Below are 11,997 nucleotides of genomic sequence, written 5' to 3'. Positions count from 1 at the left end.
TGCCTCGAGAACGGCCTCACCGTCGAAGGCATCAACTCCTTCTGGCAGAACGTCGCCCAAGGAGCCCTCCTCGTCGCCGCCGTCGTCATCCAGCAGCGCCGCAACGGCGAACGCGCCATCGGCCTCCCCGCCTGAGGCCTGCCACCCTCCAACCCCCTGATCCTCCGTCCCCTCGCGGAGCCGGACAGCGGCCGCCCCATGGCTGTGGCGTCCGCGGCTTCCCGGGAGGGCGGACCGGCGGCGCGCCGCTGAGGGTCGGCCGCGCCGCCACCGGCTGCCGGTTCCCCCGCCTCCTTACGGGCGGGCGGGGCCGGCAGCCTCCTTTTCTCAGCGCATTCCCAGGACCTGGGCCGGTGGCCCCGGGCGGCGCACCGTCTACGATGTTCACGCAGACACGAGAGAACGGACCGGTATGGACCACAGCGTGACGCCCGGCAGCACCACCCGCGGCAAGCCGCGCCCGCCGTCCCAGGCGGACGTCGCCGCGCTCGCGGGCGTCTCCTCCCAAACGGTCTCCCGCGTGGCCAACCACCGCCCCAACGTGGAGCCCGAGACGCGTGACCGGGTCCTGTCCGCCATGCGGATGCTGGGTTACCAGCGCAACAGTGCCGCCCGGGCCCTCACCCTCGGGCGCTTCCACGCCCTCGGTGTGGTCACCTTCGACATCGCCGCCCAGGGCAACGCCCGCACCCTGGCCGCCATCTCCCGCGCCGCCCAGGCGGCCGGGTACTCGGTGAACGTGGTCTGCGCCGAGGCCCAGACCGAGGACGCCGTGCAGCAGGCCGTCCGCCAGCTCACCGACCAGGCCGTGGACGGCCTGATCGTCATCGAGGCGCAGATCCTCGACCGGCGTGGCTTCGACATCTCCTCCGGCGTCCCGGTGGTCGTCGCCGACGGCGACCCCGAACGCCGCTTCCCCTCGGTGGACACCGACCAGGCCGCCGGCGCGATCGCGGCCACCCGCCACCTCCTCGACCTCGGCCACCGCACCGTCTGGCACATCGGCGGCCCGCAGGACTCCTACGCGGCGCGCCGGCGCGCCGCCGCCTGGCACAGCACGCTCAAGGAGGCCGGCGCCCCCGTCCCGCCCCTCGCCCTGGGCGACTGGACCGCCGCCTCCGGGTACGAGCTCGGCCGGGAGCTGGCCGCCCGCCCCGAGGTCACCGCCGTCTTCGCCGCCAACGACCACATGGCCCTGGGCCTGTCGCTGGCCCTGCGCGAGGCGGGCCGCCGGGTCCCGGAGGACGTCAGCGTGGTGGGATTCGACGACGTCCCGGAATCGGCGTACTTCGCGCCCCCGCTGACCACCGTCCGCCAGGACTTCGAGGAGGTCGGCCGCCAGTGCGTCGCCCTCCTCCTTGACCGGATCGACCCGCCGGGCGGACAGCGCGCCGGGACGGAGCCCGTCTCCGTCACACCTCACCTGCTCGTCCGGTCCAGCTCGACCCGCCCCCCGGCCACCGGCCGGGCCTGAGCACCGCAGGCCTCCCGGGCGCACCACGGGTGCCGGGCCGCGGACGGTGATCACCGTCCGCGGCCCGGCACCCGGCCGTCAGCTCAGCTTGATCTGCTGACTGCGGCCGCCGCCGCAGGTGTTCTGCACCAGCGGGGCGCCGTCGGCGGTCGAGGCCCCCGAGATGTCCAGGCACTTCCCGCTGTGCCGCGCCAGCAGGGTGAGGTAGCCGCTGCCCGTGCTGCGCACCGACCACTCCTGGTTGGCGCCGCCGTTGCAGGTGTACCGCACCAGCGGGGCGCCGTCGGCGGTCGAGGCCTCGGTGACGTCCAGGCACTGCCCGCTGCCCCGCGCGACCACGTTCACGTAGCCGGGGCTGCTCGCCCGCAGCGACCACTGCTGGCCGGAGGCGCCGTTGCAGGTGGACTGCACGGCGGGCGCGCCGGCCGTACCGGGGGCGCCGGGGACGTCGGCGCACTTGCCGCTGCTCCGCAGCTGGAGCGCCTTCCAGCTGTCGGGGGCCGCGCTGCGCAGGTTCCAGGACTGGTTGCTCCCGGTCGTGGGCCGGTAGACCCCCACCGGAGCCCCGTCACCCGTGGACGCGCCCGTGACGTCGAGCAGGTCGCCCGTCGCCTTGTTGACCAGGGTGCCGTGGCCGTCGCCGTTGGTGGAGAGCATCCACAGCTGCTGCGCGGACGAGTTGGCCGCCGCGAAGCCGAGCGTGCCCGGGGTGGCCGTGGCGGTCAGGGCCTTGCCGTTCGCCGTGTTGGTCAGGCGGTAGGCGGCCGTGTTGTCGGAGCCGCCGGAGACCTTGGTGAACTTCCACTGCTGCGCCGGGTCGGCCGGGTCGGCGGGGTGCTGGACGGGGCCGCCCTGTGCGCTCGCGGCCGCCGACAGCGCCAGGCCGCTGTTGTCGTTGACGAGCTGCCGCACCTGCCCGGTGGGGGCGGCGGCGGTCACCGCGGCGTCGGTGCCGGTGGCGCCGGGGATGACGAAGGTGGTCACCGAGCCCGGGCCCACCGTGGTGGTGAGCGTCTTGGCGGCGGTGGCCCGCAGGTCGCCGTCGCGCTCCAGATTCTTTCCGGCGTCGGTGGTGTAGCGCTCGACGGGGGTGGTGGTGCTGACGCTCTGGAAGGCCGCCAGGTCGAGGGTGACGCTCTGCGGCGCGCCGGTGGGGTTGGTGTAGACCGCCACCGTGCCCGTGCCGCCGGGGCGCAGGGCGGCGAGGGCGTTCGCGGAGTCGGTGGTGATCACCCGGGCCCCGGGCCGGATGAAGCGGCTGTAGTTGGCCATGGCCCAGTACTTCTTGTTCTTGCGGATCGGCTCGGCGCCCGGGTTCGTGGAGGTGAAGTCCACCTGGACGAGGCCCCAGTTGGCGTTCTCGTGGGCGGGCGTCATATTGGCGTAGTCCTCGACGGCCTGCCACATCACCCAGGCGCTCGGCTCCAGCTCCCGGATGTCGTCGGTGACGTGCTGGGCGAAGTCGAGGGCGGGCGACATGTCGGTGAAGCTCTGCGGGACGGTGCCCCCGAGGTCGACCTCGGACATCCAGAGCGGCTTGCCGGCGCCCTTGGCGATGTCGCGCGCCCCGGTGCGGCCGCCGGTCTCGTACGTGTGGGTGTTGAGCTTGCCCACGGTCGAGCGCACCGCCGGTGCGTAGGAGTCCCAGTCGGAGCGGAACAGGTCGGGCCTGGTCTCGTCCATCGCCGAGACCGGGGTGCTCACGCCGGCCGCGTCCAGTGCGCCGCGCAGCGCGGTGACCATGTGGGCCTGCGAGGCGACGTCCCAGTGGGAGCCCTCCTGCCTGCCGCCGGCGCCCCAGTAGGAGGTGCTCGGCTCGTTCATCGGGGAGAGGGCGCCGAAGGTCACGCCGGTGGCGGTCTGGGCCCGCTGCAGGGACCCGGCCAGGTAGGCGGCGAAGCGGTCGTACTGGTCGGGGCGGAGGTTGTCCTCCCAGCTGTTGGCCGCGCCGGAGACCAGCCCGCTCCTGGTCATGAAGTAGGGCGCGGAGTTGGAGAAGGCCTCGAAGGTGTCCGCGCCGCGGGTCTTCGCGGCCTTGAGCCACCACTGCTGGTTGGCGTCGGCGGCGGCGTTCCAGTGGGTGGGGTCGGCGGGGTTCCACCAGTCGGCGGGCTCGGTCCAGCCGGCGGTGCCGGAGGCCGGCGGGCCGAACGCCGCGGGGCGGTTCCAGTACCCCGGCACGGCGGCGCCCGGGCGCAGGTAGGGCGTCGTCTCGGGGCTGTCGCCGCCGCCGATGTTGTAGCGGGCGACGGTGAAGCCGAGGCCGTACGGGCCGAAGAGGTCGTCGGCGAGCTGGGAGCGTTCGGCCTCCGGCCACCCGCCGGTGACGTTGGCGAACCAGGCGAGGGAGGTTCCCCAGCCCTGGAACGGCTGCTGCTGGTAGCCGGGGTCGAGCCGGACGGTGACGTGCGCGGCGGCGGCGTCGGCGAAGGCCGGCGGGGCGCTCAGCGTGCCGGCGGCCAGGGCCGCGGCGGCGGTGACGACGGCGCCGAGGCCGGTGCGTGACCGGCGGGTGCGGGCTCTGCCGGCGCGGTCGGTGGGTTGCTTGCGCAGGGACACGGGTCCTCCTGGGCTGATGGTGGTCGGGCAGGGCGAAGCCCCTCCGCCGGACACGGTTGTGGTGGAGGGGCTTCGTCGGGGGGCTCCGGTCAGACGGTGGTGCGCTTCCACTGCTGGTTGGTACCGGTACCGCAGGTCCACTGCTCCAGCGCGGTGCCGTCGGCGGTGGACTGGTTGGTCACGTCCAGGCACTTGCCGCTGTGCCGGGCGATCAGGCGGACGTAGCCCGTGGCACCGGTGACCTTCTGGACCTGCCACTGCTGGGACGGCCGGCCGTCGCAGGGGTTCTGGACGGCGAGCGCGCCGTCGGCGGTCGACGCGTCGGCGATGTCGAGGCACTGTCCGCTGTGTCGGGCCATGATCTGGGCGTAGCCGGTGCCGAGGTTCTTGATCCAGAAGTTCTGGTTGGCGCCGTTGCCGCAACCCCACTGGATGAGCTGGCCCGCCCGGGCGAAGGAGTAGTCCCGCACGTCGACGCACTTGCCGCTCTGGCGGCCCGTCAGGCTCTCCCAGGTGGCCTTCATGCCGGCGACGACGCCGGTGGCGGCGTTCACGGTGATCTGCGGGGAGTAGCCCATGGTCATGGTGGTGGCGGTCGGGAACGTCAGCGGCAGCCAGACGTACTGGGAGTCGTTGACCGTCCCGCCGCTGGCGTTGCCCCAGCGGTCGCCCATGTACAGGTAGCCGGTGCCGCCGCTGCCCTGGACGGGCAGCACGAAGGCGGTCTGGCTGGAGTAGGTGACGGAGTCGCCGATGTCCTGGAGGTCGCTCCAGGAGCCGGTGACGCTGGTGGCGGTGCCGTACTTCTGCTGGTTGGGCGCCCAGCCGGTGGCGTGGGAGGAGAGCAGGAAGTAGACGCCGTCGCGCTTGAACATCGCCGGCGCCTCGCGGGACTGGCCGTTCCACAGGCTCTGCACCTGGGCGTCGATGCCGGTGTAGTCGGCGGTGAGCCGGTAGACGTGCAGGTCCCGGTTCTCGTTGGCGGCGGAGATCATGTACCCCGTGCCGTCGTCGTCCACGAAGGTGGTGATGTCACGGGACATCTCACCCAGCGGCCGGAAGCTGCCGCGCCAGGTGTAGCTGCCGTCGACCGTGGAGGAGACGGCCACCGCGGCCCGGGCCTCGCCGTAGTCCGCGCCGTTCTCCTTGTGCATCCACATGACGAACTGGCCGGTGGCGGCGTTGTACATCACCTTGGGCCGCTCGATCACGGCGTACTGCAGCTCCGGGTCGGTGGCCTGGCTCAGCACGTGGCCGCGGAACTCCCAGGTCCGGAGGTCGCTGGAGCGGTAGCTGGAGACATAGCGGAAGGTGTTGTCGGTGTTGCGGTCCTCGCCGAACCAGTAGTAGTACGTGCCGACCTTGATGACGCCGCCGCCGTGGGCGTGCACCGGGTTCCCGGCGGTGTCGGCGAACTGGGTGCCGTTGGTGATCGTCACCGTGGCCGCCTGGGCGGTGCCGACGCCCTGGAAGAGGGGGAGGAGCAGCGCCAGCAGGGCGCCGAACAGGATTGTTCTCAATCGCGGCATGACTTCATACCTCTGGGTCTCGCAGATGCGCGCGTGACGGCCGCGTCCGGTCCTGGTGGCGCGGAACTGCCAGGGTCGACGTGCTGTCAGGCACCCTGTTCCAGGGCATGCCTGACGTCGAGTTCCCGCGCACGGCGAATGCGGTGGGGGCGGGACTGTCGTGCGGGCATCTTGGGTGGGGGTGGAATTTCGTCGTGCGGGGTCGAGGACGGCGGGCCGGTGGAGCGGCGCGGCGCAGGGGCACTCATTCCCGGTGAAGGAGCTTGCGCGCCGGATCGACAGGCCGGGGGCGGCCTTGTGGGCAGTCCCGTCGTCCCGTCCGCGGCGTCCGGAGGATGACCGGGGAGTAACCGTCTGTCGGCGCCCCCAGCGCGTCCGTCGCGGGGATGTTGGCGCAAACAAGCGGTCGACGGAGAGTCTCGGAGTGCTGTCCGGCGGTGTCAAGGGTTTCGTCCAAGTTACGCCCGGACGGCACCAATCGGCCCGTCCGGTAAACTCCGCGTCACTGGTCCATCACTTCTCCGTGACGGAATCGGCAGTGCCGCCCGCGGAAGCGACAGGGTCCCCCGGGTGCGCCGGGGGATCCTGGTGTGCGTTGTGGTCCGAACGTGTGGGTTTCCGGGGGATCCCTTCGGGGGCCGGCGGTCCGCGGCCCGCCGGCGGGCTCAGCGGCCGTCGAACAGGTGGGCCAGCCGGGTGGGCGTCAGGCGGATGTCGTCGAAGTCGACGCGGCAGCCCTCGCCGACCGGCGACTGGACTTCGATGCCGACCCGGGCGGGAGCCGGCCCGTCCAGGGCGAACTGCCTGATCAGGCGCCAGGTACGGCCGTCGGAGGAGACGTGGAAGGCGAACGCCGGCGCGATCCGGCTGATCCGCAGCCACAGTGCGTCGCCCTCGACCGGTCCCGCGACCGCGTCGTCCGAGCGCCCGCGGGTGACCACCGAGTAGACGCTCGGCGCTCCGTCCGGTGACTGCTCGAAGTTGAGCTTCGCCCAGTGGTCGGCGTCCGACCGGACGATGAGGGCGCCCGCGTCCCACGGGGCCCGGAATCCGACCCGGAGCCGGGCCGAGAACTGCCAGTCCCCGTCCGGCGGGTCGACCAGCGCCGTCGCGGCGTTGCGCCTGGCCTCGCCGGTGAGCGGGTCGGTGAAGACGTCGGTGCGGGGGGCGGCGGTGACGGACAGGACGTGGCCGGCCAGGGAGCAGGCGGCCGGGGCGGGCGCCCAGCGGAGGGGGGAGGCGAATGCGTCGTCGAGGCTCATGGCGTCATTGTTGACACTGGGCGAGGGAGATCCACCAAAGTGCCACGGAATCAGCCAGATCCGATCGTTCAGCCGTGATCCGACGAGTCGCCCGATGAAAGGTTGTTGCATTGTGGTGACTTCGGTTTAATGCTGTGCGTTAATGGAGAGGAGATTCCTGTGGGAGGCGCATCATGAGCAAGTGCACCGGCGACGCCGGCCGCCCGGGCGGCGCGGTCGGGGCCCACCTGCCGTCGGCCGCCCACCGTCCCACCGCGCCGCGCGTCCCGACAGAACCGTCCGCGAGGGGTGCCGGCGTGCACGGGACGGTCACCAAGCTCGCGGACCGCCGCGAGCTCATCCACTACGACGTCGAGGCCGGGACCGGCCGCGACACCGCCGACAGCCGCCCGCTCGAACCCACCCCGGGCCACTCCGAAACCAGACTCGACCCGGTGGCCGGCGGCTGGGTCACCATCGCCGCACAGCGCCAGGGCCGCACCCACCACCCACCCGACCACGACACCTCCTTCGCCGAGCTCCCCGAGGAGCGGGCCCGCCTCGTCCTGGACGCCTGGAGCGACCGAACCGCCGCACTGTCCGCCCTGCCGGACGCCGTCGAAGGCGTCGACACCCGCCGCCTGGTCGTCAACGGCGAACTCGGGAGCGCCTTCGTCCCGTTCGCCGCCCGCCGGCCCTACGAAGTCCATCTCCACCCCAAGCGCCGGGTGCCCGGCCTCACCTGCCTCGACGCGCACGAACGGGCCGAACTCCCCACCTTCTAGCTGGACTTGCTGCGCCGCTCCGCCCGCCTCTGCCACGGCGGAGCGGGCCGGCCGGCCCCACTCCCCACGTCGCCGCCTGGCACCAGGCCCCCAAGCGGGGCGGGGCGGAGCCGGCCCCGCCCCTCGAACTGTTCACCGTCCGCCGGACGGCGGACCGGCTCACGTACCCGGCCGGCGTGGAGCCCGGGGCCGACGCCTTCGTCAACGACGTGTGCCCCGAGGACGCCGCCCGCCGGCTTCGCGAACTCCCGCGTAGACGCAGGTGGCGGCCGGGTCGGGGGTCTGGCGGCCGGCCCGGCGGCCCGCCGCCGCAGGGCGCCCCGAGCCCTCCCGAGCCCCCTGCCCCCGGCCCCGGGAGGCCGGGGGCGGCCCCCGGGGGCCCGGCTGTCGGTTTCTGATCGTTCCGGCGGTAGCCTGCCCTCTGGACGTAGCGGGACATCGATGCCCGCCCAGGTCGTCAGGGGAGCTCGTGACCGATCAAGGGATGCTGGCACCACAGCGTCAGGCACTGATCCTGGAGGCCGTGCGCCGTCGTGGCGCGATGCGGGTCGCCGAGCTGGTCGAACAGCTCGGGGTGTCGGACATGACCATCCGCCGCGACCTGGACACCCTGGCCCGCCGGGGAACGGTGCAGAAGGTGCACGGCGGCGCCGTGGCGATCGGCGCCTCCAGCACCGACGAGCCGGGCTTCGAGGCGAAGTCCTCGCTGGAGGAGGCCGCCAAGGCCGCCATCGCGGACGCCGCCGCCGCACGGGTGGAGCCCGGCAACGTCGTCGCGCTCTCCGCCGGCACCACGACCTTCGCGGTGGCGTCCAGGCTGCTCAAGGTGCCGCAGCTGACCATCGTCACCAACTCGCTCGCGATCGCCGACCTGGTGTGGGCAGCCGGCCGCGACGCCGGGGCGAGCACCCCCTCGCTGCTGCTGACCGGTGGATCGCCCACCCGCTCGGCCGCCCTGGTCGGCGCCCTGGCCGAGCAGACGATCCGCTCCCTCCACGTGGACCTGCTGATCCTGGGCGCGCACGGCGTCTCGGAACGGGCGGGCCTGACGACGCCCAACCTGGCCGAGGCGCAGGCCAACCGCGCCATGATCGGCTCCGCCCGCCGGACCGTGGTGGTCGCGGACCACACCAAGTGGGGGGTGATCGGTCTGAGCAGCTTCGCGGAACTCGCCGAGATCGACTGCTTCATCACCGACGACCCGCTGCCGGCGCAGGCCCGCGGCACGCTCGAAGAGGCGGTCGGCGAGCTCGTGGTGGTCTCCACCGCCACCGGCTGACCGCGCGGGCGGGCGCGGGCGGGTGCGAGCGGGCGCGGGCGGGTGCCGAATGCCCCCGCCCGCGCGGCCGGTCTCAGGCCGCCCGCGCCCCAGACCCCCACCCCGACCGGGGGCGGGGTATCGACACGAAGCGGTCCGGCAGTTTGACCGTGCGACAGTTCGCACCCGCGAACGCGGACGTGATCAGCCGCGCCAGTCGCTCGTCGGTGGAGAACACCCACGTGCCCGGCACGAGCACGATCCGGTGCTGCCCGTCGAGGACGGACCTGGTCAGCAGCTCCAACTGCGGGCGCACGCCCGCGGACAGGGCGCCGTTGTCGAAGTAGAGGATGGGGGCGAGCAGGCCGAGGCGGTTGGCGAAGCGCCGCAGGGCCTCGCGGTGGGCGGCCATGCCCCGGGGGTCGAAGGGGAAGCAGCGCAGATAGGCCGCGGGGGCCAGACGGGCGGTCGGAGCGGTCACGGAAAGCCTCCTCTTCGCAAGCCCCCCAGAATCTCGCCGGAACACCGGCGCCCCACCCTCCGTACGGACGGCCGGGGTGGCGCCGGGCGGACTCTCCCACCCGCCGGTAGCGCCCGGACCGCGTCCTCGGGTTGCATCATCGGCTCCGCCGCCTGCCGAGTCAATGCCCAACCGCATCCCGGGAGGCTCGGGCGTGCGGTCGGCGGCAGCGCGCTCCGCGCGCCGACGCGGCCGCGGCCGTGGGGCAGGGGAGCTGGTGCCGGCCCGGTCGCGGACGGGCGTCGGCGGTGTGATCCACCCCGGGACGGAGCGGTCCTCCGGACGGATAGCCTGAGGGCGTCGCTCGCGTCCGGAGCGTCACGATGTGAGGAGTCCCGACATGGCCGACGCCAAGAACGCTGTGATCCACACCAGCCACGGTGCCATCACCGTGGAGCTGTTCCCGAACCAGGCGCCGAAGACGGTGCGCAACTTCGTGGAACTCGCCGAAGGCACCCGGGAGGGGGCGACCGACCCGCGTACCGACGAGCCGATCAGCGGCCCGTACTACGACGGCACCCCCGTCCACCGGATCATCGACGGGTTCATGATCCAGGCGGGCGACCCGACCGGAACGGGTCGCGGCGGCCCCGGGTACACCTTCGGCGACGAGCGCTACCCGGACCTCGTCTTCGACAAGCCCTACCTGCTCGCCATGGCCAACTCCGGCCCCGGCACCAACGGCTCCCAGTTCTTCATCACCCTGGGACCGGCCGCCTGGCTGAACTTCAAGCACACGATCTTCGGCAAGGTCGCGGACGCCGCCTCCGAGAAGGTCGTGGCCGAACTCGGCTCGGTGGCCACCGACGCGAACGACCGGCCGCTTGAGGCGGTCACCATCGACCGGATCGAGATCAAGCGCTGAGACCCCTCGGTGAGCACGAACCGGCCGCCGCCCCGTCACCGTGACGGGGCGGCGGCCGGTTCGCCTCGTTCCGGCCGGACCACCGGCCCCGGGGCGATTGGCTCAGGGGGACGGGACCGGCGCCGGTGCGGGTCGGCCGTCGCCGTACACGCTCGCCATCGAGGAGGTGCCGGTGGTGAGGAAGTCCCGGATGGCCGCCAGGTAGGTGTCGCGGTCGACGGTGCCGCCGCCGTCGGGGTCGAGGGCGTCGAAGGCCGCGTCGACGTCGCCCTCCGCGTTCCCGGTCGCGGTGCGCAGCCGGCTGAACTCCTCGCGGGTGAGGCGGCCGTCGGCGTCGGCGTCGGCGAGGTCGAACAGCGAGCCGAGGGCGGGCCGGCAGGTCGCCTCGAACGCGTCGTGTCCCGCCCAGGAGCGGTACTCCTCGAAGGTGACGCGGGAATCGTGGTCGGCGTCCATCTGGCGCCAGACCTCCTCGTGGGCGGTCCGGGCCGCGACGACGAGCGGGTCCCGGGCGTCGCGCCCCACGGCCGCGGCCGCCCGGTCGACCCGGGCGACGTACTCCGCCCGCGAGATGACGCCGTCGCCGTCCGTGTCCAGCATGGAGAAGATGCGGCGCTTCGCCGGATCTGACATTGCGTGTCCTCCTGGTGGCTGTCCGTGGTTCTCGCCGGTCACGCTATCCAGTGGGACCGCCCTGGCGGCGCAGGCGCGTCGACGCCCGTCCCGGCCCCGGCGCCGGGTTCACAGCCAGCCGCGCTCCTTGGCGCGCAGGGCGGCCTGGAAGCGGGTGGTGGCGCCGAGGCGGGTCATCAGGCCGGCGACGTGGGTGCGGTACTTGCGCAGGGAGATGTTCAGCTCGCGGGCCGCGTTCTCGTCCTTGCTGTGCTCGCTCAGGGTGCGCAGGACCTGGGCCTCGACGGTGGTGAGGTCGAGGTGGCCGAGGTCGGTGGCGCGGGTCCAGAGCCCTTCGAACAGGTCGACCAGCGCGGCGACGATCCCGGGTTGGCCGATCTGCAGGGTGTCCGACTCCGGCCGGGCGGGGTCGAGGCGGACGAAGGCGACCCGCCGGTCGACGATGAGCAGCCGGCGGAACGGTTCGGGCGTCACGCGGTGGACGTCGCCCAGGTCGTGCCAGTGCCGGGCGTAGGCCATCTGCTCGGGCCGGTCGAGAGCCGCCGTGCTGACGAGGGTGCGGCAGGCCATCCCGTCGGCGAGCGCCCGCCGGAACCGGAGGGCCGTTTCGTCGCGGAGCGGAACCCCGCTGCGGGGCAGCGGTTTGGCGTTCAGCGTCTCGACGCGTCCCGGCATCGTGCGGATCCGGTGGGTGACCTGCGCGGTGTCCCTGATGCGCTCGACGAGCTCGACGCGGCGACCGTGGCGGGCCTCCTCGGCGAGCTCCCACACCACGTCGAACGCGGAGTCGAGCCGGGCCAGTTCACGGGAGGTGTGCTCCACGCGGCGGCGGACGAGCAGGTCGACGGCGGCCGCGGGCGGCAGCGGGGCCAGCGTCGCGTCGAGCAGCCCCAGGTCCCGCAACTCCCCGAGGACCGCCCGCACATCGGGCAGGCCCAGGTCCGCGCCCGCGGTGTCGGGATCGCCCGGCCGGGTACGCAGCACGTAGCGGTAGACGCGCTCCTGGTCGTCCGTCAGACCCAAGCTCTGCAAACTCATGGCCGCCCCCGGGTCCGTGCAGTTTCCTGCATCAAGTCTTGCATTCTCTGCCCGTTCCGCCGAGAGCGGGTGCTTGACAGGCTGAGGGATTGCCG

At 73.2% G+C, this 11,997-nt stretch carries 9 protein-coding genes and 1 pseudogene; 4 read left to right on the top strand and 6 right to left on the bottom strand.

What is annotated here, in order from left to right:
• Positions 1-412: 412 nt before the first annotated feature.
• Positions 413-1,474, top strand: a complete 1,062-nt coding sequence (locus ACIF6L_RS37890) for a LacI family DNA-binding transcriptional regulator (protein WP_396491351.1) — start codon at positions 413-415, stop codon at positions 1,472-1,474.
• Positions 1,475-1,552: 78 nt separating this feature from the next.
• Here the strand turns inward: ACIF6L_RS37890 and ACIF6L_RS37885 are convergent, their stop codons facing one another.
• From ACIF6L_RS37885 to ACIF6L_RS37875, 3 genes are all read right to left on the bottom strand, one after another.
• Entirely contained in the window at positions 1,553-4,033 is a 2,481-nt protein-coding gene (locus tag ACIF6L_RS37885; protein WP_396491352.1) for an RICIN domain-containing protein, read from the bottom strand.
• An 89-nt stretch (positions 4,034-4,122) separates the two neighbouring features.
• The gene (locus ACIF6L_RS37880; protein ID WP_396491353.1) at positions 4,123-5,562 is read right to left on the bottom strand and encodes an RICIN domain-containing protein; all 1,440 of its coding nucleotides are present in this window, start codon (positions 5,560-5,562) and stop codon (positions 4,123-4,125) included.
• A gap of 665 nt (positions 5,563-6,227) precedes the next feature.
• Complete coding sequence (locus tag ACIF6L_RS37875; protein ID WP_396491354.1) at positions 6,228-6,824, bottom strand: DUF1349 domain-containing protein; 597 nt, start codon at positions 6,822-6,824, stop codon at positions 6,228-6,230.
• Positions 6,825-7,120: 296 nt separating this feature from the next.
• Here ACIF6L_RS37875 and ACIF6L_RS37870 point away from each other — a divergent pair.
• Positions 7,121-7,836 (top strand): annotated as a pseudogene (locus ACIF6L_RS37870) (hypothetical protein); the annotation flags it as partial.
• Between the two features lie 221 nt (positions 7,837-8,057).
• Entirely contained in the window at positions 8,058-8,867 is an 810-nt protein-coding gene (locus ACIF6L_RS37865; protein WP_359809773.1) for a DeoR/GlpR family DNA-binding transcription regulator, read from the top strand.
• 73 nt (positions 8,868-8,940) lie between these two features.
• Here the strand turns inward: ACIF6L_RS37865 and ACIF6L_RS37860 are convergent, their stop codons facing one another.
• On the bottom strand, positions 8,941-9,327 hold the full coding sequence (locus tag ACIF6L_RS37860; RefSeq protein WP_396491355.1) for a hypothetical protein: 387 nt from the start codon (positions 9,325-9,327) through the stop codon (positions 8,941-8,943).
• Between the two features lie 379 nt (positions 9,328-9,706).
• On the opposite strand from ACIF6L_RS37860, the gene ACIF6L_RS37855 reads away from it, so the two are divergent.
• Entirely contained in the window at positions 9,707-10,231 is a 525-nt protein-coding gene (locus ACIF6L_RS37855) for a peptidylprolyl isomerase (RefSeq protein ID WP_329491613.1), read from the top strand.
• A gap of 102 nt (positions 10,232-10,333) precedes the next feature.
• Here the strand turns inward: ACIF6L_RS37855 and ACIF6L_RS37850 are convergent, their stop codons facing one another.
• Positions 10,334-10,864: an EF-hand domain-containing protein gene (locus ACIF6L_RS37850; RefSeq protein ID WP_380394187.1), complete on the bottom strand. Its 531-nt coding sequence runs from the start codon at positions 10,862-10,864 to the stop codon at positions 10,334-10,336.
• Positions 10,865-10,972: 108 nt separating this feature from the next.
• A complete protein-coding gene (locus tag ACIF6L_RS37845) occupies positions 10,973-11,902 on the bottom strand; it encodes a hypothetical protein (RefSeq protein WP_396491356.1) in 930 nt (309 codons plus the stop codon).
• Between the last annotated feature and the right edge of the window lie 95 nt (positions 11,903-11,997).

Origin of the sequence: Kitasatospora sp. NPDC086009 (genome assembly GCF_044540385.1) — a bacterium.
In the GTDB taxonomy this organism is placed as follows: Bacteria; Actinomycetota; Actinomycetes; order Streptomycetales; family Streptomycetaceae; genus Kitasatospora.
Note: the sequence above shows the minus strand (reverse complement) of the source record. Positions and strands in the feature narration are given on the sequence as shown.